16 protein-coding genes are annotated in these 22,201 nt (G+C 47.1%); 8 read left to right on the top strand and 8 right to left on the bottom strand.

The annotated features are described in order from the left end of the window. Nucleotides 1-129 precede the first annotated feature (129 nt). A complete protein-coding gene (locus LA5095_RS32355) occupies nucleotides 130-450 on the top strand; it encodes a hypothetical protein (RefSeq protein WP_144435942.1) in 321 nt (106 codons plus the stop codon). Nucleotides 451-489: 39 nt separating this feature from the next. Further along, nucleotides 490-4,524: an NB-ARC domain-containing protein gene (locus LA5095_RS09770; protein ID WP_055114469.1), complete on the top strand. Its 4,035-nt coding sequence runs from the start codon at nucleotides 490-492 to the stop codon at nucleotides 4,522-4,524. 216 nt (nucleotides 4,525-4,740) lie between these two features. Here the strand turns inward: LA5095_RS09770 and LA5095_RS09765 are convergent, their stop codons facing one another. Next, nucleotides 4,741-5,778 (bottom strand): PIN domain-containing protein, encoded by a 1,038-nt coding sequence (locus tag LA5095_RS09765; protein ID WP_055114468.1) that lies wholly within the window; start codon nucleotides 5,776-5,778, stop codon nucleotides 4,741-4,743. A gap of 460 nt (nucleotides 5,779-6,238) precedes the next feature. Here LA5095_RS09765 and LA5095_RS09760 point away from each other — a divergent pair, with 460 nt between their 5' ends. Beyond that, entirely contained in the window at nucleotides 6,239-9,847 is a 3,609-nt protein-coding gene (locus LA5095_RS09760) for a YobI family P-loop NTPase (protein WP_082442469.1), read from the top strand. 424 nt (nucleotides 9,848-10,271) lie between these two features. Beyond that, a complete protein-coding gene (locus tag LA5095_RS09755; RefSeq protein WP_055114466.1) occupies nucleotides 10,272-10,934 on the top strand; it encodes a DNA methyltransferase in 663 nt (220 codons plus the stop codon). Between the two features lie 20 nt (nucleotides 10,935-10,954). Here the strand turns inward: LA5095_RS09755 and LA5095_RS09750 are convergent, their stop codons facing one another. After that, entirely contained in the window at nucleotides 10,955-11,515 is a 561-nt protein-coding gene (locus LA5095_RS09750) for a recombinase family protein (RefSeq protein ID WP_055114464.1), read from the bottom strand. Nucleotides 11,516-11,710: 195 nt separating this feature from the next. Here LA5095_RS09750 and LA5095_RS09745 point away from each other — a divergent pair, with 195 nt between their 5' ends. Further along, nucleotides 11,711-12,067, top strand: a complete 357-nt coding sequence (locus LA5095_RS09745; protein WP_055404240.1) for a hypothetical protein — start codon at nucleotides 11,711-11,713, stop codon at nucleotides 12,065-12,067. Further along, a complete protein-coding gene (locus LA5095_RS09740; RefSeq protein ID WP_055114462.1) occupies nucleotides 12,068-12,820 on the top strand; it encodes a hypothetical protein in 753 nt (250 codons plus the stop codon). Nucleotides 12,821-13,136: 316 nt separating this feature from the next. On the opposite strand, the gene LA5095_RS09730 is transcribed toward LA5095_RS09740, so the two are convergent. From LA5095_RS09730 to LA5095_RS09715, 4 genes are all read right to left on the bottom strand, one after another. After that, nucleotides 13,137-14,282, bottom strand: coding sequence for a hypothetical protein (locus tag LA5095_RS09730; RefSeq protein WP_055114460.1), 1,146 nt, complete (start codon nucleotides 14,280-14,282; stop codon nucleotides 13,137-13,139). Nucleotides 14,283-14,320: 38 nt separating this feature from the next. Beyond that, on the bottom strand, nucleotides 14,321-17,092 hold the full coding sequence (locus tag LA5095_RS09725; protein ID WP_055114458.1) for an AAA family ATPase: 2,772 nt from the start codon (nucleotides 17,090-17,092) through the stop codon (nucleotides 14,321-14,323). Further along, nucleotides 17,089-17,541: a plasmid mobilization relaxosome protein MobC gene (locus tag LA5095_RS09720; protein WP_144435941.1), complete on the bottom strand. Its 453-nt coding sequence runs from the start codon at nucleotides 17,539-17,541 to the stop codon at nucleotides 17,089-17,091. Before LA5095_RS09720 ends, LA5095_RS09725 begins: the two co-directional genes overlap by 4 nt. A 447-nt stretch (nucleotides 17,542-17,988) precedes the next feature. Continuing rightward, nucleotides 17,989-18,744, bottom strand: coding sequence for a class II aldolase and adducin N-terminal domain-containing protein (locus LA5095_RS09715; protein WP_055114454.1), 756 nt, complete (start codon nucleotides 18,742-18,744; stop codon nucleotides 17,989-17,991). Nucleotides 18,745-18,846: 102 nt separating this feature from the next. On the opposite strand from LA5095_RS09715, the gene LA5095_RS33445 reads away from it, so the two are divergent. Together LA5095_RS33445 and LA5095_RS09705 are read left to right on the top strand one after the other, a co-directional pair. Beyond that, nucleotides 18,847-19,254 carry a LysR family transcriptional regulator gene (locus LA5095_RS33445; RefSeq protein ID WP_055114452.1) on the top strand — a complete coding sequence of 136 codons (408 nt, stop codon included), beginning with the start codon at nucleotides 18,847-18,849 and terminating at the stop codon, nucleotides 19,252-19,254. Between the two features lie 543 nt (nucleotides 19,255-19,797). Continuing rightward, nucleotides 19,798-20,532, top strand: coding sequence for a hypothetical protein (locus LA5095_RS09705; RefSeq protein ID WP_055115513.1), 735 nt, complete (start codon nucleotides 19,798-19,800; stop codon nucleotides 20,530-20,532). Here LA5095_RS09705 and LA5095_RS09700 read toward each other — a convergent pair whose 3' ends face one another. Both LA5095_RS09700 and LA5095_RS09695 read right to left on the bottom strand, forming a co-directional pair. After that, complete coding sequence (locus LA5095_RS09700) at nucleotides 20,533-21,321, bottom strand: crotonase/enoyl-CoA hydratase family protein (RefSeq protein ID WP_055114450.1); 789 nt, start codon at nucleotides 21,319-21,321, stop codon at nucleotides 20,533-20,535. It abuts the gene before it with no gap. Beyond that, entirely contained in the window at nucleotides 21,318-22,178 is an 861-nt protein-coding gene (locus tag LA5095_RS09695) for a hydroxymethylglutaryl-CoA lyase (RefSeq protein ID WP_055114448.1), read from the bottom strand. Before LA5095_RS09695 ends, LA5095_RS09700 begins: the two co-directional genes overlap by 4 nt. Between the last annotated feature and the right edge of the window lie 23 nt (nucleotides 22,179-22,201).

Here is a 22,201-nt window from a genome sequence, read left to right as displayed (position 1 = left end):
ATTCATAAGTAAATATTGATATGATACAGGGTGATACATTTAGAGGATGGAGAAGACGTTTACGTCACAGAAACAATCTATAACCGGAACACAAGATTACCGGTGTATCAATGCATTCGATTGAATGGCATGCGTGAAGCACCACCTGATGGTTCAGCATCCGAAATAACATTTGATGATAAGGGACGTCCACTGGATTTGGGCTGGCACAGCAAGGACCTTGCTCATCGCGAAGGAGCCGCAGCATCAATTAGAGTAAATCCTGAAAATGGTGTTCATATTGTTGAGCAATTCAGAACACACGGCAAATATCCTGCTCGGAGCTTCGGATACTCAGTGATTGTTCGAGACTCTGAGACTGGTAGAATTACAAATAAATATCACGAAGGTGATTATGCCATTGATGATCCTACGCCGCTTTCAGAAAGAGGTATGATACCCAAACTCTGACATCTCGACTTTCCAGAACACCTAAAATAGAGTTTTGGTATGAAGAGCTTGCCAAACATTCCGTTCACAGAATTTTCCGACAGAATTAAAAAAGAATTAGATTCCGAACAAAAACAGTGCACTGAAGATGAATATGAAGAACTAGTAGGCAGGCAATGCAAATTATTTCGTGATGTCCGATTTGGCAAAGGTACACCTGGTATTGATGCAAAACTTGCCAAGTGGATTTCAGATATTGAAGAAGCTGTGGGTGAAGAAATTTGGGAGATAGTCAAAAATCTTAGTAGCTCGAAATTAGACGATATTGAAGATTGCAAAGCTGCAACAATTCACGCCATCGTAATTCATTATCGCCTACATGGGGAGCTAGAACTACCCGGAATAGCGAAAGAAATCGACAAGAAAATTTTTGATAAAAAAAGCGCAAAATTGATTTTCAAAAGATCAGTTTTCGAGGCGATAAATGACGATGAAGTTCCGATACCACCGACATGGAGCGACAGAGATTTCTTAAATGATGCCTATCAGAGTGAGCGTCCAGAATTCGAAGAACTAAAAAGCTTTCTATGCCCTGAAGAAGAAGCTTCAATTCCTTCAAGTATCGCGATTTATGGTCCTGGTGGATATGGAAAATCATCTCTTGCCCTTGAGATATGTCATGATTGGGAAGTACAAGGCCAGTTTCCCGGAGGCATCTATTGGCTGCAATTTGGATTGATTGACAGCCGAGACCAAAAAGCTGGAAATATCACATTGCAACAAGCAATCATGAATATGATTGCGCAGCAGTATAGTAAAAATGAAAGATCAGAAATTGCGTTAGAAGGCCGCGATGAAGACATCCAAATACTGAGAAAAGTTCTTCCCCGACAACGCCTTCTTATAATTGCTGACGACATTTGGACTATCACGCAAGCAAACTGGCTATCAAAACATCTCGAAGACGTTGTTATCGTTTTTACAACGAGAATTGAACGAGTTGCAAAATTCTCATCTGAAATAATTCCAATACAAAAACTCCCAGATGAAACTTCACTAGCCTTATTGACGGATGGAATGACTAACATAACCCGAGGTCAAAAAGTGCAACTTCGTGAACTATCTAGACGTTTCAATGGATGGCCTCTTATTCTGAATTTGGCTAACGGTATCTTCAAACGAATACAAAATAGTAACGAAGATACTGTCAGCTATTCGATTGCAAGATACAAAAAATTTCTTGAGCGCGACAAGATAGACAGCTTAGATGTTGAATGGTTAGGTGAAGAAGAAATTGAAAAGCGCCGCAAGCTTGTTGGCCACTGTATTGAAGCAAGTTTAAGTTTTATTGCCCCGAATATGAACCCTGAACTTGTCAGGCAATTAGGAGTTTTCCCAGACGGTTCGGAAATCCCAATTCCGGTGATCATTGATCTTTGGATGCGAGACAAAACCCATGGACTAGACAGTGACGAATTAAAAGAGCGCATTAAGCATTTTCGTGAATTTTCCCTCTTCCAACCAATTGATGCCAATAGCGAAACTATTAAACTGCACGATGAAATATCGGCATACCTTCGATCTTGGAATAAGCGAGAACGTAATCTTAGCTCACTCCATGAACAGCTTCTTGAGTCTATGCGCACCTTCTGCCCATGTGGGTGGGATGATCTTCCTCATGACCATCAGTATGGGTGGAAGAACCTTCTCTATCATATGGAGAAGGCAGAACAAATCGATTGTGCAAACGAATTAAGGATGAATTTTGGATGGCTTAAATCAAAGCTGAAGGCAGTGGGAATAGCAGAATTACAGCAATCCTTTTTATCCGACAAACAGTCAGTTGAGGCACTAAAAGTTGGGCATGCAGTAAATCTTTCAGTACCAGCCTTGCGAATGAGTCCTGCTTCACTAGCGCATCAATTGTTTGGATATCTTGGACATGAAACAGCAGATGATTATATCAGTTTGCTGTCAGATGCGCTAAAAGACCCTGATTGCTGGCCGACTCCACTTTACCCATACTTACCAAGGCTAGGTTCCGAGTTATTGAAGCTTGAGGGTCATCGTGGTGTAGTCAACAACGCCAGTTGGTCTCCTGATGGCAAAACAGTGGTTACAGCCTCTGTTGATAGAACTGTACGTTTGTGGGATGCAGAAACATCACAACAAATCGGCGAGCCTTTCGCGGGACACACTGACTCGGTACTATGCGCGCGTTTCTCATATGACGGTACAAAAATTGTAACAGCCTCTAAAGATGGAACATCCAGAATATTTAACGTGGACGGCTCGAGTCTTTGCAATCCCTTCGAACACAATTGTTCAGTTGTATCAGCAGAATTTTCCAAGGACGGAGCAAAGATTGTAACTGTTTCATCTGATGGTACTGCGAATATTTGGAAGGTTCCAGATGGTAAGCGAATATCGACCATTAAAATTGATAATGGCAATATTGATTCCGCGACTTTCAGCTCAGATGGAACAAAAGTTCTACTGAGTGATCCAATAAATTTATCAGCATATTTATGGAGTAATATGGACTCAATTGGTTTGATTCATCTGCAGCACGATAATCTGTTCAATAACTGCAGTTTCTCTAAGGACGGCAAAGAAATAATATCGATGATGTTCGATGAAATCGTTCAATTTCGTGATGCTGAATCTGGTGAATTGAAAGCGTCTTTTCCTGACTACATTCTCTCACAATCGGGCGCTGAGGAATTGAGGGAGAACCTTGGTCAACTATGCGTACCGTGTTCCGATTCAAATGCTGTCCTTATTTATGACGTTCTTGAGGACAGGAACGACGTAAAATTTATCAATTTCGATAGTCCCATGAACACAGTTGAAGTAAACTTGACCGGCAACAAAGTTGTTTCGGTATCTAGAGATGGTATCTGTCAAATTTGGGATGCTGATAAAAAAAATCCCCGTGTGTCTGACGAAAAATATTGGCGTTCAAATTTTCTAATAAGCGGCAACGGCTCTCGAGTACTGGAAATGTCTCTTGATATGCGATTTGGACAAATTTGGGATATTACTGAAGGTAAGCTAATCACCCAAAAGATTCCCATCCTGTCGGGCGGGAAAAAATATTCTGCGCATAATGGTTTGTTGGAACAAATTGAGGACCATAGAGTTCGTGCAATTACTATTGATTATTTGGGTCAAGATATTGCCATAAATGAATACGCGGACGAATTACGGATATGGAGCACGAGTGCTCACGCTAACGCAGCAACGCTAAGATCCTCTCAATTTAAATCTCATATATCTAAGGGAACTTCAAAAAGCATTAGCCGTGCCGAGTTTCTAAAAAAGGGAAAAAGATTGGCTGTACGATCGGGCTTAGATACTGCCTATATTTGGGATTATGAAAAAAATTCAACGATTGGGAAACCTGTTTCGGGATCACTTTTTGATGTCAATCTTTTCGACTGTGAGTGCCGAAAGCATTTTTCAGTTAGAGATAATTTCACTGCGATAATTCAAAATGTTGAAGATGGTGAAATATTAAACGATGAAGTTAAACACTCTGATATCATAAATGATGCTGACTTTAACCATGATGCAACGATGCTTATAACCGCATCTGATGATGGCACAGCTTGTCTATGGGATTTAAATGAGAATTGCAGTAAGGAACATTCTCTGAGTCATTCTGGTCCCGTTAACACTGCTAAATTTGGCTTAGACGGGACTCTGGTTGTTACCGCAAGTGATGACAAAAGCGTGCGGGTTTGGAATACAAAAAATGGGCTTCAAATTTATGATCAATTAGAGCATCCGAGCCGAGTTATTTGCGCCCTCTTGACTAAAGATAACAGAAGAGTTGTTTCTGCCGCAAATGACAATATTATTCGAATTTGGAATTTAGGAAGTTCCTGCGATCCTATTCTAATTCACTTAGATCGAAAACCACAGTGTTTGAGTTTGCATGGGGAAATTCTCAATGTGGAACGGATAGGTTTGTTTAATCTCTCTCAGAACACAAAAACTTCCGAATTTTTCAATTCACTAAAAGCGCAAACTCTAGCAAGGCCTGTTAGCAACGGTGCTAAAATGCGAAAGGGGCGGAGGAAGCGCAATTAATTAAAGAATTTTTGCGTTGTGAAAAAAACGTCCTTACGTTGTGCGATGCGAATGCAAGATGTGTCGGGGCAGACCCCACCAACTTGGCAAGGGAGACGCTGCGCTCTCCCGTTGCATCCCTCTAGATAAAACAAACCAACCCAACGCAGACATTTAGTTTTTGTTCAACTGGTTTGTTGCCTTAGGATCTGAACTCAGCTTCACCTAGTGCTTCGACTATGTATCCAGCATGTCCCAGTCATCGCCTGTGACCCATCGTAGAGCACTTAGCTTGCCATTGATCATTCCCCACTCAAAGTCGTCCCATGGCCCAAGATTTTCAATGCCGACCTCAATCTCGGTGCGTCGAGCTGCGCGGAGTGCTCTCTCCCATATACTGTCAACGACAAGGGTCCTATTTCGCTCCCGTGGATCTGCGGCTTCCCACTCTTCAAAACTAACAACCTTAGTTTTACCTTTCGCGATACGAACGATCAGGTTGCGATGGCGATTATACCAAATCTGTTTCTCTAAAAGGTGAGTAGCCACGAGAATCTCGGAAAGTCGCCGAGGTTCGTCAAACCAGTTCGAATCCGCTACCAAATCATCGAGATCTTCCGTGAACTCTGCCTTTAGGAGCTCCGCGAGAGATGTCCAATAAGTCGAGCGAGCACCGTCGAACAACGGTTGCAAGTCGGGGTGAGGCTTGCGCTGATCACCAGCTGGCTGGCTGAAGTCGCGAATGTTGTGAGTCACGAACGCAAATTTGACACGTTTCGTATTCGCATTCGTTATCTCAGCATATGTTTCAATAATGACTGCGTCACCGACGCTGTTTTTCGAACGGTGATAAGGTGCTCTTCCGGCTAAGGCACGCTCGGTTACTCTCTGCTTGATTTCCTGCGTTGTAGCTTTCCAAATTCCGGCTGTTAGTAATCCTTCAATCCATTTGATGGAATCATTAACGGCTTCACCTTTCATCGCTATCCGCTGGTTTGTTTCATTCAGCGAATTCAGCGTATGCATCTTGTAGTCATCCTCTGCGAAGCGATCGACCACTTCACGGACCAATTTGAAGTGTGCTTGGAGGCTGCTTTGTGCTTGCTCAGCCACTCGCGACTTATTTCTTGCAAACTCGTCCTTGACTATTTTCGGCACAATGATTTTGATCTGGCGGCTCTCTACAAGCTCATGAACAGCTCGAATTATCGTTTGTTTTCGATAATCCTTCGCAAGATCTAGCCAAACGCAAGTATCAATCAAAATATGAAGCATCTAATTTCTACCTTTACTATTCTAACATTTGTTTAAGGCCGTCATAGAAAAGTAATTATACTATCTTGAGGAAACAAGCCGATTGTTCTTGCTGTTTTGAATAGATCATGGAATGTCCGCATTGGCCTGCCGACATGAATTGAGTTGTGGCTAACAAATCAGCCACGATGCAGTCGTGCTTCATACGCCCATATTTTCCGTGAAGTGGTTGTTCTTGATTTAGGCCCGCAATAGCGAGAAATTTTCAACAAAATTTGTCGACTCAGAAAACCAAACCGCTCAAGTAACTGCAGCTCAGAGAGACCTGAATTTTTTCAAAGTCAGTCCAAAAATAATTTAAGAAAGGCAAATCTCGAGAGACTTATACAACTTTGTCCACAACTACTAATATTGTGTTTTCCAGCATATGAGCTAATGGTAGAAATTGTATTGATAGAGAACTGGTTTACAGGTCAGTGAAGTGAAGATCGTTTCAAGACTTAGGGGTTGGTTAAATTCAGTCACACAAAAAGGCGACAATGTACCCCCTAAATATGTTCACTTAGCTCCGACTGACGAAGCAGACGGGTCAGGCATATACTCAGATGCACTAAACTACGCGATCAGCGAACCCAACATTTCGAATATCGCGCTTACTGGTCCCTATGGTTCTGGCAAAAGCAGCATTATCAAAACATTCCTGAAGACTTACAAGAAACCAGTCCTTCAAATATCGCTTGCTGCTTTCTTGCCTGAAGCTTCTGTGTCGTCGTATGGGGAAGATCAAGAAAATAGTCTTCTCGCGAAGAGCGCTATTAGTAAACAGGAAATTGAGCGTAGCATTCTGCAGCAGATGCTCTATGGCGCGGATTCTAACAGTCTGCCACTATCGCGTTTTAAGAGAATTCAGTCACCAAAATGGTGGGCCAGATTTGTTTCGATCTTCATTATTTTCGGACTAATCGCTTGCTGGCACTTGGTGCAAAGCAGCTCAGAAATTGTTAGTGGAAAGTTTTTTCAGCCGTTTAGCTTTGACAATTGGCTCAATTTTGCAAGTTTGACTTTAGCACTTTTGTTTCTTTGGGGCACGTTACACCACATATATGTTAAAAGCTTTGGCTTCTCGCTAAAAAGCGTTTCGTTGAAAGATATTGAAATAAAGCCGGAATCCGCTGAAGAAGAATCCATTCTGAATCGTCATTTAGATGAGATAATCTATTTCTTTCAGTCGACAAATTATGATCTGGTCGTTATTGAAGATCTAGACAGATTCAACAATCCAGATATTTTTGTTACTTTACGTGAGATAAATAGCCTTGTTAATGCAAACGCGGGTGTGAAAAGACCAATAAGATTTCTTTACGCTCTTAGAGACAACATGTTCAAAAACACGGATCGCACTAAATTTTTCGAATTTATTGTGCCTGTAATACCGATCATTAACAGTTCCAATTCCATCGACAAAGTTATTGAACAAGGGAAACGCCTCTCACTGGACAAGCGTCTTAATCAGCAGTTTTTGCGTGAGGTATCTCGTTACCTTAACGACATGCGACTGATTCAGAATATCTTCAACGAGTACGCAATCTATGTCGCAAACTTGGAGACCGATGGAGATAGCATCCTCGATGCAAACAAACTCCTTGCAATTCTCATTTACAAGAATGTGTTGCCAAGTGATTTCGAAGAATTGCATCGAGGTAGAGGCAAGCTTGCGGAGATCTTAAATAAGCACGACTCATACATTTCCACTGTCGAGTCTCGCAATAGAGTTCTAGTCTCAAAATTAGAAAAACAAATTAGTGATGCAGAAAAGCAAGTGCCAGCAGACCAGGAAGAACTTCGCAAGATCTACGCTATGTCTTTAGCCTCTAAGATTCCTGAAGGCCATAATATTTTTGAATTCGAAGGAAATAGACATGATCCACTACACTCTATCCTTAATCATCGAGTATTCGATGAGCAGCTAGAAAAACAGGAAATTGTATGTCGCTCACCTCAAAATCAGATCGTGCGCATTAAACTCATTGGTTTGCAAGACGAAGTGAATCCGGAAAAATCGTATCAAGACAGAAAGGATGAGATTGAGCAAAGGACCGAAAAATTCAAAGAAAAAACTTCGAAAACTATAAGGGAGCTGAGAGTCGAAAATTCCAAGTTGCGCCTTAAAAAATTCAATGAAATCATTCGAACGAATGCAAAAGATTCCGAACCACTATTCAGTGCATTTAATGACAACGAAGATCTTGTGCGATTTCTAATATTTGAGGGATTTCTTGACGACTCATTTTATCAATATACTTCTCTGTTTCATTCTGGTCGACTTTCGCCAAACGACAACAAGTTTCTAATCCAAATCCGTAGCTTTAAGAATCCGGGTCCGGATTTTCAAATTGATAATCCCAAGGAAGTCATTGCAGCGATGCGAACTGACGATTTCCGTCAGAATTTCATTCTCAACAAAACCCTGGTTGATTGCTTGTTTGCCGATCAAGGAGAGTATCAGAAACAAATCGGTAAACTAATAGATTTCATTTCTTCAAGTTTTTCCGAGTGCCGTAACTTCTTTCAAGTATATTACGGAACGGGAAAGAGAATTACTGAACTTCTTACAGCGCTGAATAAAAATTGGCCTGATTTCGTTTCGACCGCGATATCAAGCCCGGACAGCTTGATGCATGCCGCTCAGATGCTTGCACATCTTCCCGAAAGTCAGCTTGAGACACTGAAGGAAAAGAGCTCTGTATTCTCCGAGTTACTTTCGACAAGTCTGCTTGATGTTCTGGAATCAGGTGTCGACTTCGAGTATGAACGACTAAGTTTGGTTCAGTTTGAAGTAAAAGAACTTTCGAATATTGAACCCCATACTGCGATCACAAAGCTAATTGCTGCCGACGGGAAATACGTTATTTCTATCGATAATATTGAATTCATCTTCCAAGTTGTTCTTGGATTAAATGGAACAAATGAGCTACGAACTAAGAATTACTCAACAGTCTTGAAATCTGAAGATAAAGCTCTGACGACCAAAATTGAGCAAGAATTTAGCTACTACCTGAAAAACGTGCTCCTTGAGTCTATTACTAATAGCGAGGAGGAGGTTTCGACAATCCTGACAGTCATTAATCATGACGATATCGAGGATGAATATCTGGTGCAGTTTGTCGAAAAGCAATCCAAAAAATTGCCCACGCTCGAACAGGTCCCGGTGCGTCTCCACACCCCGCTATTTCGACTGCATAAATTCGAATCAACGTGGCAGAACTGTTTAGATTACTTAAATAGCGAAAATTTCGATGCTGGCACGCTTACTGACTTCCTAAAGTCGGACGACTCGCTGATCAAGCTTTCTAACGTAAAAGTTGGTAGCCAGGTTTCAGCTAGGCCATTGCGCGCCTACCTAATCAACAACAATGATTTTGAGGACGAAATTTATCGCGCATATATACGAATGCTTCCGAGATCGTTTAAGAATTTTCCTAGTGAAATTGACAAAGAAAAGCTTAGGATACTTATTGAAGAGAAAAAAATAATTCTTTCGACCGACAGTTTTACTTTCTTGAATGACTTGGAAGATCTCCAAGTCGAATTTATCGCGAAGAATATTGACGCCTACTTAAAACAAGAAAGCGAATATGAAATTGACGATGATTTTCGCGAAGCAATTCTATGTTCTGAAATTGGTGATGAACAAAAATTGAGAATTGTTTCTGGTATGGATTTGAGTTTGATCTCCAACTTACCCTCTAGAGCATCACATGTTGGGCGCGTACTGCATCGCACAAATGCAGATGTTAGTGATTTATCTGAAGATGTTGCTCATGCTTTAATTGTTCATTCGAAACCAGTCTCCACGCAAATAGCTCTCTTTAACAAATGCCACGGGATATTATCTGTGGCACAAATTTGGTCAATTATTCAACAATTGCCAAAGCCATACTCCAAAATTGAAAAGGGGTGGGGGCAGCCAATAATACCAAACACGCCCGAAAATCAGGAGCTTGTGCATTGGCTCGAAGCACGATCCATCATTTCTTCGTCGAAACTAACGTTTTTTGATGAGATACGTATCTACAATTTCAGAAAATAACACGAAGAAAAAAAGACATTTCTAAAACTTTGGAATTCCCATGAAAGAGTTTTTCAGATTGGGAAGGTTTGTACGAGATGAATACGGCCCGGTGGGATTCAGTTTGAAGGCGTGAAGTACCACGGCAAGACCTCAACAGTGTCTTGTTGTGCGTTGGTCACACGCTTCTTGCCCTTCTTCCAGCTTACGCCAAAACCATCGACGCGCTGCTTTGGGTCAACCATATTCCGCCGCTTACGCGGTCTCCCGAGAAAACAGTTGATCCATCGCTGGATTTTGGCCGCCCGTCCGGGAATTGAGCCCGCACTGGCGCGGGCACATTGTCTTTAGTGATTTTCCGGACGCTCGCCGCTTGGCAAGGGAACATGCGCGGGGTTCTTTTTTGCTTCGCGTTTGTTTCAACCCAAACGAAAGGCAAACAACAATGAGAAACAAAATCATAAACGGAGATTCAAATGAACGATTGAAAGAGCTGGAAAGTAAGAGCGTGGATTTGGTGATTACCGATCCGCCATATCTGGTGAACTACAAAGACCGGATAGGTCGAAGCATTGCAAACGACGACAATGCTGAGTTCGTATTGCCCGTGTTCCATGAACTGTTCCGGGTGTTGAAACAAAATTCCTTGGCTATCAGCTTTTCCGGTTGGACCGCTTTGCCTGAATTTTCCGATACCTGGAAAGGAGCTGGTTTCAAGATTGTAGGACACATTGTCTGGCCTAAGGCTTATGCGTCAGCAATGGGACACACTGCTTATCATCATGAATCAGCATATTTACTGGCAAAAGGATTCCCAAAGAAACCGCTGCTGCCAATCAGTGACGTCCAGTCCTGGCACTATTCTGGAAACAGATATCATCCAACAGAAAAGGCAGTTGAGATCATCGCGCCATTGGTGCGCTCATTTTCAAAACCTGGAGATTTGATCCTCGACCCGTTTTCCGGTTCTGGGTCAACCGCCGTTGCCGCCGCGTTGGCTGGAAGAGACTACCTCGGAATTGAACTTGAGGAGAGATATAGCAGGATTGCCGAACGTCGGCTTGCTGGCGTTGATCGGTACAAAACACGACAACGAATTGCCGCATGAGAAAACACTTGCTCGGGCCGTTACATATCCGACCCGAGTAACGAAAGTGCCCGCGCGAGAGTGCGTGGGTGGACACCAAACAGCGCCGCAACCTCACTGCGCGTCCAGCCACCGGATTGAAGCTTCTCACGAGCTTGGCGAACCTGTTTGTCGCTGAGTTTTCGCTTGCGGCCCAGTTTTACGCCGCGCTTGACCGCAGCTTCTAACCCTTCCTTGGTTCGCTTGGAAATCATGCGCCGTTCATATTGCGCCGCCGCTGCCATCACAGAATAGGCAAATTCGCCTGCTGGCTCCGCCGTGTTGACCCTTAAAGAGAAGACCTCAAATCGGATACCGGCGGTTCTCAAACGCTCTTCTTGAAGGATTGCATCTACTGTTGACCTGAACGCCCGGTCTAAATCCCAAACTACCAAAGTATCGCCGGGTTTGAGCATATCCATGACCGCGTCAAAAACAGGCCGCCTAGCCGCAACAGCCGAGAGTTTTTCGACATAAACCCGGTCACATAATGGTGTTAGTGAATCGAGCTGGCGATACGGGTTTTGTTCTTCAGTGCTGACTCTCAGATATCCGATCTTCATTTTTGTTTATTTTCAATAAGTTACGTGTTTTTTCGCGAGGCTAACACATTGACAGAATCGTTCCTTTCCGCGTGAAAACTCGGAGTTGCTGATTCAGCGCCTGCCGGATGATCAACTTATTGATATTTTACGATATTTGGGTGACTTACTGCAAATTTGAGTGAATTTTCTGTAGTATGACAAATACGAACGATTATGACCAATTTAACAGGGTTAAAATTAAGTAAATTTTTAGTATTGTTATCTATAATTACTATAATGATTATTTCTTATGCAGTTGAGGCGAGGGCGCAAACCGCAGGCGACGTTTTGGACAAGATGTCAGCTGAACAGAGTGCAAGTTACATCAATGGAGTTGTGGAAGGCCTAGCCTATGCACGGTGGCTAAAGGATAGACCAGATCAGACCGGGATGCGCTGCATTTATGACTGGAACTACGGAGAAGACTCCGAAGTCAACACCCAACGCCTCCTGACTTGGTTTGAACAGCAGCCAGACAAGCCAGTCGGTGCATTGGTCCATGTAATGATCAAGAAAGACTGTGGGGAGTAGATGAGATCAATCATAAACCAGTTTCGCGAATTGAGTGATCGGCAGCGTTCGAGTGAAATCGCCGAGGCCAACCGCCGGAAATGGTTTATCGATGCACGCCAGCGCCGTGAACAAAAGCAACAGCAAGCGGAAAGGGCCGAGGATGCATTAAGTGAATTGGCTGCTTCGGTCGTTGTTGCGAACTCAATTGAAATTGAGCGGTTCCGAAAAAAGCTCGATGTATATGAGGAAGCAACCGTTCACGCGCTTATGGAGAACGGTGAGGCGCTCGATCTTGTTCAGAAGCGGTTGGACGATCTTTTGTCCAGCGCATTTGTTCTCGACAACGGGCGCAAAGTGTTTCGGACCCAGGATGGCCAAACTGTGTATGACGAACACGGCCAAAAACTCGGGCAGGATGAATTTGATCCGGCAACCATTCCTGATGCCCATCCAACTTGGGAAGAGTATGAGCCCGTGTTTCTGGAGAAGCAGCGGCTTTTGGAAGAACGGCAGGAACTGATTGAGTTTCAGGAGAAGCTGGATCACGCGCGCGAAAGAACTGGCGACGAGGAACTAGCGCAACATGAGTTGCAAGAACTAGAGGTGGAGTTGGAACAAGCGTTGCCTGATATGGTTGCCATCAATTTCCTGGAAAAAGGTCTGGTTTCGCGTTTTGAGCCTGCGGCGACTGCCAAAGATCATAATGGCATAGCCGTTCAGCACGGTGTTAAGAATGAAGCCTCAATGCCTTCGCCTAACTTGGGATCATAGCGGTACTGTTACAGGCGTAGACCGGGCCGAGTTTTTTTGAAGACGCCTGTTTTTTGGGCGGTAACGAACCAGTTGGTATTCGATGTCGAAGCGGGAAGTAGACTTCGAATTTCAGCCGATATTCGGGCGCTCAAGCCTAATAGAGCGGTCGTTCAGCACACTAGCAGCGAAGGTCGGTTGTGAGCTCATACCTACGCAGGCTGCAGGCTGCGCCAATGTCAACTATGAAGATGGGTATGAACAGTTTTCAGCAGGTGCCCCATGCTTTGTCAAAGAACTGTGAAATTGTTCGCACACTTCGATTATTGAATTTAGTTTAGTCTTTCCGCCATAGGAGTCTACGAATAGCCTCGTTAATCGTGGGAAGTTTGGCAACCTCGCGAGCTTTGTTTTTCAGGTCATCGGATAGCTTCTTCTGGCCAATGGAACTTACATCCTCGCCAACGAGACGAAGCAAATTGAGAGTAAGATTAAGGTTCGACTTTCTATTAGTAAGCTCAGCAGCAGTTTCGTTTGTTGACGATGACAATATCTTAAAAAGCTCAGTCCAGAACTTAGGTGCCCAAGGGCCAGTTTCAATTTCCAAGAATTTGGAAATGATTTCGAAGTTACCTGCAACTTTCTGAGTTTTTAGGGCGGACAGTTGCCTTTGATGTTCAGCCAGGAGTGGTGTCAACTGTGTTGATACAAGATCCCTACAGTATCTGCGGACCTCAGTGATATCCTCACCTGCTGAAGCCATTTGTCTTGCTTCAAGCGATATTGACTGAATGTAGGTTCTAAAACCTTCGCGGAAATCTTCAGTTCTCAACCTTAGTTCCATAATATCATCCACTGCGATCCGGCTTATAACCGGTAGCACAACCTGGAATGCAGCCTCAGACAAAATAGCGTTTATGTTTTCAGACCGATATGGAAGGTCAAAGGCCATATTCGATGACAGGTCAGTCCTGGCGAGATGGTTTGATATGTCAAGGCTGATTGCAGTCCAACTACTTTCGCGATCGACGCTCTGATGAAAGAAATCATCGCAGACAAACTCCTGTTGCATCTCGCCATCGGTGGAAATCACAGCGACCGGTCCCGCCAAGATCGAAAACCATAGGTCGGGGTGAATAGATTTCAAACCAGCCATTGGTGACGCCTTGAGGTCAAATTCTTTTTCTGGTGGAACGCGCTGCACCAGACCAGACTTCAAATATGGCCGCAAATCATCCTCAAGGTGTTCGCGGAATTCCACATGCATGGGATCGTCATCTTCGTCTGGATGGGACCAATCAATAGAAGAGATTTTGTTGAACGATTTGAATTCAAATTCTCCATCAAGATATCTTACGTGCAAAGTTTCGTAAGTAGTGTCTGAAGGAAGAAGAATCCTGTCGTACGCTAGGAGAAGTGCATTTCTAGTTTCAGCGGAGTTAAGAAACGTTCCGGAGCCATAGAGTATTTCAGATGCTATCATTGCAAAGTGTGACCTCGAAGGGTTAGATTTTTTGATTGCTATGACCGTTTCAGCCTTGGGTCATTTAGCCACTGTTTAGGTGTTTCGTCACTCTGGCACTGGCTGATGCTAATCCGCCGAGCTATGTCCGGTGCCGAATAAAACTTTACACTTTCCTTGTGCCGGGTCATCGCAACGTAGGTCAGGTGATCATCCAAAGTTCTACTGGAAAGCACAAAGCTCCGATCCAGCGTGCAACCCTGTGACCGATGAATGCTAACGGCATATCCATGATCAAAAGATTGGAATTGCTGCGGCGAGAAGGAAATGTCGCTTCGATTGCCGCTTCCCTCCGCATCCAATTGGACGCTAAGCTGCTTGTCGCTGGCCTTTGTTATTGATCCCAGCATACCGTTGCGCACGCCCAAAGTCGCGTTGTTGCGGGTGAACAGGATTCTGTCTCCAACGCAAAACGCCCGTGGTCCGTGATCGGTTTCTAGCAAGAATTCGGTCGCCGCACCGTTGACTTGTCGAAGTGCAGATTTGATGGCTTGATTAAGCGCGTGCACATCCTTGCGCCGGTGCGCCAGGGCAAGTCGGGAAGAGTCTGGGCGGTTCTCTTCAAAATCTGAAACGTAGTCTTCCACCAGTTCAGCAATTGCATGATCGCGGTCCAATGCAGAATGCACGGCACAATGATCTTGATATGCCTGCATTGCGGTTTCGGTATCGCCGATCGCAAATGCTTTCGAGGCGGTACGCTGCCAACCATGCTTCTGCCTTCTGATTTCTGTCAGTCGGGATGCCCCTGTCGTTTCTGCGATCGTTTTAAAAGGCGTTCCGGCTTCAATCGGCTGGAGTTGCTGCGGGTCACCGACGAGAACGAGTTTGCAACCACGTGCCTTCAGACCTGAAGCAATACGTTCCAACTGACGTGTTCCAACCATTCCGGCCTCATCAACAACGAGAATGTCGCCATGCCCGACTGGTTCATACCCACTTTTCCAACTGGCTTCCAAAGAGGCGAGGGTGCGTGATGGTATTCCGGAGGCGTTATGAAGGCTATCAGCCGCTTTCCCCGCTAAGGAAGCACCGTGAACGCGATAGCCTTGTTTCTCCCAGGCTTTCCGGGCAACAGATAGCAACGTGCTTTTCCCCGAACCAGCGAGACCAACGACACAGGAAAGCTGGTTTGACTTCAAGACATGCTTGATGGCGGCCACTTGTTCGTTGCTGAGCGCTGCTCCAAAACGCTTTTGCAATTGTGTATTTTCTTCTTCAATGGCTTTGCTGATAAGCCTGGATCTAACCGCAAAACCGCCCGAAGCCGCTAACTCAGAAGTGACATTTAGCAAGCGTGCTTGGGTCGCTACGAAATCCTTTGTTGTGAAGGTATTTCGGATTCCACTAGAAACAGAGCAAAGCTTCGCTGATGAAAGGACATTGCTGCTCGCAATTCGCAGTTCCTGCGGATCGTCAATGACATCGGCCAAAGCACTTAGAATGTCCGATCTCGAAAATTGCGCTTTCCTGTCAGACAACACATCCAAGATGAGATCAGGCCGTTTGCGAATTTCCTCTTTTGTGAAAGGAGCATCATCTGGTGGTAGGACCAACGGCTGGAGAGGATCAGGTTGATAAAGCTGTCGCGAAGCGCTCGCAGTCTCGTCACCAAACTCTTGCTGCAATTCTACCAGAATATTTGTCTGAACAAAGCTTCTTGCGAAACTGCGCCGTTCAGTGAGATGCCTGTCGATCATTGACTGCAATTCCAGTCGATCACGGGACCTACAAAGCTGTGCCTCTATGGAAAGAGCTTCTTTTGCTTTTGTCAGCTGTCCGGTGAGACGAGCCCAAATGGCTGTAAAGCCGCTAGGCAGTCGTTTGTTTCTCGCCTTGGTCTCGACAAGGCGACGCTGTTCGTGACTTTCAACAAGCGCTTCTCGCTCACCGTGCTGACGTACGACGAGTTCAGCAAGCTGTTTTTCGAAAATCTCGTTCGTTGAGTGCCGATGACTGGTACTTGCGTCGGTAGGCGGGTAATGTCGGTTGAGGTCATCAAGAGCTTGGTGGACTGTTGGTAGATTGTCCGGATCGCCAAATCGTGCACGTAGCTCTTTTGCTTTAACGCCGCACCAGCGGGAGAGTGAATAAACCTCGCCATTATAATCCACTGCGACGTATCCGCGCCTGTCACCACGCGCGATGCAAAACCCTTGTTCTTTCAATGCTGCAGCGAACGCAGGGAGCGAGTCTGATTGTTCAAGACAGTTTTTGAAGAGATGTTTTAAATCTGATGGATCACGTTTAGCGCGCTTAGCTTGTCCTGCTTCCGAAAATGAATACGCAGACTCGTCACTCTGATCTTTGTTTTGAAATCCCTTAGGCAGCTCCCAACCGTTTTCTCTGAAAAGCTCTTGAGAAATATTGAACAGCTTTCGCTTGTAATGAGAATGGTTGATGGCCCGCATGTTCTGGACATCAATTCTGGACCAGACGCAATGCGCGTGTCGGCGGCCTTTCTTCTCATGAAAAACAATCGCACGCGGCTGACCAGTCAGGCCCAGCTTTTTTTCAATCTTTTCGATTGTCAGTTCAAATTCAGCGACGGAAACCTTTGCTGATATTGGTGGATTGAGGCTCAATGAAAAAAGATATTGCTGACACTTGGTGCCGAGCGAAACCGCTTCAGCTTCTTTGAAAGCGCCGATGAGGTCTGAGGCAAGAAAGCCGCGCAGTTCATGCACCGTCGCATGCTCGTTGTCATCAACGTTGAGCAAATGGAGCGCAAGATTGCGCCCCGAACCGCGTTGATTGCCCTTGAGGATCATTCCCGGTAGCCCAAGCCCCGCAAAAGCATCTTCCGTATGAACAGCACATGTTCATATGCTTCATTGATTTGGGACCGGGCATCGTCATCGATGGCAAAGCTTCCGACATTCGCGTGGTACGCAAGCTGGTTCAGATTGTTCGCGATCCGTGATTGGCCGAGAATTCCCAACAGTTGGGCGATGACATGCCGGTCTGCAATCGGCACACTGCTCTTTGTTTTTCTCTTAGGAAGGGGTTCCTCCAGCCCTTTTGCTCTCAGGTAAACGCTAAGCGCCCTTCCGCCAGCCAAGGTTTGCAATCGTTCATAGTCGTCGAGCGACAACCGAACAGTGACACGCGGGCAATCGCGCGTCGTCTTGTGGCGTGGACGGGGGGTGATTGGTGTCAATCTGCTTTGAACGGTTCCCCCGACGCTTGTCGCATGGAATGTCTCCTTCAACTCGCTCATAGTGACGGCCCTCGCGTCCGAGACCGACTGTTAGATTTCCTGTTGATCGGTTGCGTAAGGCCGTCGTTTTGCCTTTCAAGCACCAAGAGAGCTTGTTTGACTTCAGGGTCTGAGCGGAGGAGTTCCTCCCAAGTCCTTAATTCTTCGAAAGTTTTGGACAGGCCCTCGAGTTCTATGTTAGTCTTCGCAGGTGCACCACTTTTTCATTTGCCAAGCCTGAAGACATGGGTGCCGGAGACATGAGACGCCGTTTCGTGTCGAAGTTTGCGCACTAGTCGACATGCCGGGCAATCGTCGCTGGGTGATCAGCAGTCCGCAGATCCTTTTCGCAAGTCCGCAAGATAGACAAGTCCCGGTTTGTCGGAACGGGAGACGGTTGATTTCAGGATCTTCTTGTCCAGCCGGACACCGAAGACCAAGCATTGGTCGGCACCTAGTCGCGCATTTTCAGCTGGCGTAGTCCGAGTTTTCACCGTCGAGAATGGCCTTGAGTTCGCTGAGGTGCTGATCGGCCTGGCTGGGGTAGTCTTCCAGCTCCTGCGCCGTTTTTTCCGCAATCTCGTGGGACAGAACGCGCAATGGGCGGCCAGTCTGCAAGGCGCGGATATAGGTCTCCGCTGCCCGTTCGAAATAGTAAAGACGGTTGAACGTGTCCGCGACAGTGTCACCGATTACCAGCACTCCGTGATTGCCCATGATCATCGTCTTGACCTTGGGGTCGGAGAGCAGCGTGGCACAGCGGGCACCTTCCTCTTCAAAGGCAAGGCCACCAAAATCCTCATCGATGACATACCGACCGTAAAACATTGCCGTATTCTGATCGATGGGCGGCAGATTGCTGTCAGCGAGACAGGCGAGCACAGTTGCGTGGATCGAATGAACATGCATGACACACCTGGCATGCGGGCAAAGGCGGTGGAGGGATCCGTGCAATCCCCAGGCAGTCGGATCAGGGGCGTCTGGCCCTTCCATTGTCGTAGGATCGTTTGCATCCAGAAACAGAAGGTCAGATGCCTTGATGCGGCTGAAATGGCGCTGGTTCGGGTTCATGAGAAACTGTGTGCCGTCGTCATTCACTGCGAGGCTGAAATGGTTTGCGACCGCTTCGTGCATGTCGAGCCGTGCGGTCCAGCGAAACGTCGCAGCCATATCCACACGTTCCTGCCAATGGGTCAGATTTCTGTTTTCCGCTACCTGCAACATCGTGCTTCTCCCTCATGGCGTTCGGCGATTTTGGCAAGCTGAACCTGGACTGACGAACAATGGATTCAAGGATATGACAGAAGGAAAACCAATGTACAGGTTATGCGCGTGATGCAGCACTCAAATCTGCCACCGCTTACCTGGCTGCGTGCCTTTGAGGCGTCAGCACGTCACCTCTGTTTCGCGCGGGCGGCGGCCGGGCTCCATTTGACACAATTTGTGATCAGTCGACATGTTCGCAGTCTGGAAGCCAAACTCGGGCGTGATCTTTTTCTGCGAAAAACACTGGCATCTATCGGTGCGAAGACGGGAAAAGACATGACGGTGCAAGGCAACCTGGCATTTTCCGTCTTCTGGCTCGCACTGCGTCAGAGCCGCCGTTCTTTTCGATTGTGCCGGAACAACCGCGACATGGCGCGCGTGGAGCAAGTCGCGCGGCGAACCGTTCTTCCGGGACAAGGAACTCAATCTTTCCTCGACTTGTGTCATCGCCTCCTCCGCGGCGCCTGAGGGTGCTGGCCTAACGATGGTTCATGACAAGCTCGTGGGCGAGCTACCGGATACGGGAAGGCTGGTGTAACCGTTCGATCATTTGGCTTTGCTTGTCGAAGTCAATTTTCTGCTGCCTCCTTCCTCGCACGCACACACTTGCGTCCCAGGCATTCGTTAACCGGATCACAGGAGAGATTCGGAGGAATTGAGGATGTCATTGTCGACCGCTCGGATATTTTTTGCATCAAGTATTATATATTACAATTGGTTACCGGAAACACCGGAATTCAGGATGGCTGGTTTTACTTCCAAATTGAATCGAGTTTGCCGGCAAAAACTCAGATTATTGGTTACATTGTTTTTGGATAGAATGATCTGGTTGTTGATTTACATCTCTCCTGTTGATTCAATGGCAGAATCAGTAAGTTTCCCCAGTCTGTTACGGTTTCGCTGTCTGAAAGCATGGAGAGCGGTTTGGGCAAAACAGCCAAGATTGAATTTATTCGCCGCGTATTACCTTTGAGCCTCAGCGTCTTTGCGATTGTTTGCGGATTTTTCTTCATGTCGCTGCTGAACAGCCTGTTATGCCTCGTCGCGGCGGCGGGTATCTATGCGGCACTTCCCAAACCATCTGCTCCTTCCGGAGCGGTCAAACCGGTTTGCCGGCCGTCAATCATCGTCTTCGACGCGCTGGGTTTCACGCTTGGAATTTTGTTCTTCTCACTCGCGTTCATCGGAATGGGCAGCACAACAGGAGCGCTCGCACTCATCTCCCTGTGCCTGTTGGTTCCGGCGTGTGCGTGTTTTCCATTCTTTGCAGTGGCTGTCCGGCAAGAGACATCCTGGGTCCGTTTTTTCGGCAACGGATTTGAGTTTACCCAATTCGGATTGCGCGCCCGGGTTCCCTATGACGAGCTGAAAAAAGTCGAAGTCCGCCTTTGGGAGGCATCCGGCTGGGTTGCATGGTTCCAGTCGACCATGGGTTCGATCGGACACAAGAAAGCTGTTCTGCTGAATGGCGCTGAAAGCACAAAGACGCTGGTCTTCAAGCACCCTGCCAACGGAACCTTCACAATTTCGTCGGAACTGATACCTGATCTTCAAAGGATCCTGATCGGCATGGACCGGGCGGGCATCGAGCTGCCGGAAGGTATCAGTGAGTGGCAGCGCAAGAAAATCCGCCGGCGCAGGGAGCGCATGTATGGCGAACCGGAAAAGGAAGCGCCAAAGTCGGAACAGGTCGAAGTTGCGCGGATCGCCGCCCTGATCGAGCACGCAAGACGTCAGACGACCTGATCAGCCAGACACCCATGCCGGTTTTCTCTTGTCAAAGAATGCGTTTATCCCCTCACGCGCCTCCGGAGTTTCCCAGGTATCCGCGAGCCGGCCAATCGTGTCTTCGATAATCTCGTCAGTGATCGATGGACCGAGCGACCTTGCCAGTGCCTTTGAAGCTGCAACGGCAGCAGGTGCGGCTGCGAGATAGGGCCTGATTTCGCTTTCCACCGCGGTATCCAGTTCCTCGGCCGACACGACGTTGGCGGCAAGGTTCAGGTCCTTTGCCTCGTGCGCGCTGAAGATGCGGGCCGACATGAAAACACGCCTCGCCTTGCCTTCGCCCATGCGCGCGAGAACGTAGGGGCTGATGGTTGCCGGAATGAGCCCAAGTCGGACCTCCGTCAATCCGAATTTGGCGCCTTCAACGGCGATGACGGTGTCGCAGACACTCATCATGCCGATGCCCCCGCCAAAGGCCTGGCCCTGCACTCGTCCAATCAGCGGCTTTGGAAGTTCATTGAGAGCTTTCAGCATCATGGCGAGCCTGCGCGCTTCGGCAATCCTCTGCATCCGGTCGGCTTCAAACTGCTCGCGCATCCAGCCGAGATCGCCTCCGGCGCAAAAACTTGCCCCTGCACCGGTCAGGATCACGGCCCGCACATCGGGATCATTTCCGAGATTTTCTGCGGCCTCCGCCAGCTCGGTAATCATCCGGGCCGAGAGTGAATTGTGTTTTTCGGGCCGGTTCAACAACAGGGTGGCGACGCCGCGGTCGTCCGCAGAGATGGAAATTGTCTCGAAACTCATGCGTCGGTCCTCCTCAGGCCGCGGGCAAACTCCACAACTTCCGCCAGACGGTCGGACTTGATGCCGGTTTCAAATCCCATGCGTTCAACAAGTGCAACAACCGACTCGGTTGCCACGTTTCCCTTTGCTCCCGGTGCATACGGGCAACCGCCGAGGCCACCGACCGCCGCGTCGAAGATACGCAGTCCCTTTGCAAGACTAACCTCGATGTTTTCCAGCGCCCGCGCCTTGGTGTCATGGAAGTGTCCCGCAAGCCTGCTCGCCGGAACATGCTCCAGGACCGCATCCAGCATCTTGCCGATGGTTTCGGGCGTTCCTGCCCCGATCGTGTCGCCAAGCGAAATTTCATAACAGCCGAGTTCAAACAGCTGCCTTGCAACGTCGGCGACTTTCTCAGGAGGTGTCGGTCCGTCATAGGGACAGTCCGTTACGCAGGAGACATAACCACGTACCGGCATGTCATCGTGCTGCGCCTTTTCAAGAAGCGGCTTGAACCGTTCGATGCTTTCAGCGACAGAGCAGTTGATGTTTTTCCTGGAAAACCCCTCAGATGCCGACCCGAAAATCGCAACTTCGTCCGCGGACGCCTTGCGCGCCGCCGTGTAGCCCTTGACGTTCGGTGTCAGTACCGAATAGACGACGGCCGGATGGCGATAAATTCCATCCATGACGTCTTGTGCATCGGCCATCTGCGGCACCCATTTGGGGCTGACAAAACTCGTCACCTCGATTTTCCGGAAGCCGCAGTCTGAAAGCCTGTCAACAAGCTGGATTTTCAGTTCGGTCGGAACAAACTGCTTTTCGTTCTGCAGTCCATCGCGAGGCCCCATTTCGAAGATGGTTACGAATTCGGACATTTTTTGACTCATTTCGGAAAACC

The organism is Roseibium album, from assembly GCF_001404515.1.
Classification (GTDB): Bacteria; Pseudomonadota; Alphaproteobacteria; order Rhizobiales; family Stappiaceae; genus Roseibium; species Roseibium album.
This window is presented reverse-complemented; position numbering and strand designations above follow the sequence as displayed.

Excerpts from the sequence above, each read along its gene's own strand:
- LA5095_RS32355 (WP_144435942.1), top strand. The coding sequence starts at position 130 with ATGCGTGAAGCACCACCTGATGGTTCAGCATCCGAAATAACATTTGAT.
- LA5095_RS09770 (WP_055114469.1), top strand. The coding sequence starts at position 490 with ATGAAGAGCTTGCCAAACATTCCGTTCACAGAATTTTCCGACAGAATT.
- LA5095_RS09765 (WP_055114468.1), bottom strand. The coding sequence starts at position 5,778 with ATGCTTCATATTTTGATTGATACTTGCGTTTGGCTAGATCTTGCGAAG.
- LA5095_RS09755 (WP_055114466.1), top strand. The coding sequence starts at position 10,272 with ATGAGAAACAAAATCATAAACGGAGATTCAAATGAACGATTGAAAGAG.
- LA5095_RS09750 (WP_055114464.1), bottom strand. The coding sequence starts at position 11,515 with ATGAAGATCGGATATCTGAGAGTCAGCACTGAAGAACAAAACCCGTAT.
- LA5095_RS09745 (WP_055404240.1), top strand. The coding sequence starts at position 11,711 with ATGACCAATTTAACAGGGTTAAAATTAAGTAAATTTTTAGTATTGTTA.
- LA5095_RS09740 (WP_055114462.1), top strand. The coding sequence starts at position 12,068 with ATGAGATCAATCATAAACCAGTTTCGCGAATTGAGTGATCGGCAGCGT.
- LA5095_RS09730 (WP_055114460.1), bottom strand. The coding sequence starts at position 14,282 with ATGATAGCATCTGAAATACTCTATGGCTCCGGAACGTTTCTTAACTCC.
- LA5095_RS09725 (WP_055114458.1), bottom strand. The coding sequence starts at position 17,092 with ATGATCCTCAAGGGCAATCAACGCGGTTCGGGGCGCAATCTTGCGCTC.
- LA5095_RS09720 (WP_144435941.1), bottom strand. The coding sequence starts at position 17,541 with ATGAGCGAGTTGAAGGAGACATTCCATGCGACAAGCGTCGGGGGAACC.
- LA5095_RS09715 (WP_055114454.1), bottom strand. The coding sequence starts at position 18,744 with ATGTTGCAGGTAGCGGAAAACAGAAATCTGACCCATTGGCAGGAACGT.
- LA5095_RS33445 (WP_055114452.1), top strand. The coding sequence starts at position 18,847 with ATGCGCGTGATGCAGCACTCAAATCTGCCACCGCTTACCTGGCTGCGT.
- LA5095_RS09705 (WP_055115513.1), top strand. The coding sequence starts at position 19,798 with ATGTCGCTGCTGAACAGCCTGTTATGCCTCGTCGCGGCGGCGGGTATC.
- LA5095_RS09700 (WP_055114450.1), bottom strand. The coding sequence starts at position 21,321 with ATGAGTTTCGAGACAATTTCCATCTCTGCGGACGACCGCGGCGTCGCC.
- LA5095_RS09695 (WP_055114448.1), bottom strand. The coding sequence starts at position 22,178 with ATGTCCGAATTCGTAACCATCTTCGAAATGGGGCCTCGCGATGGACTG.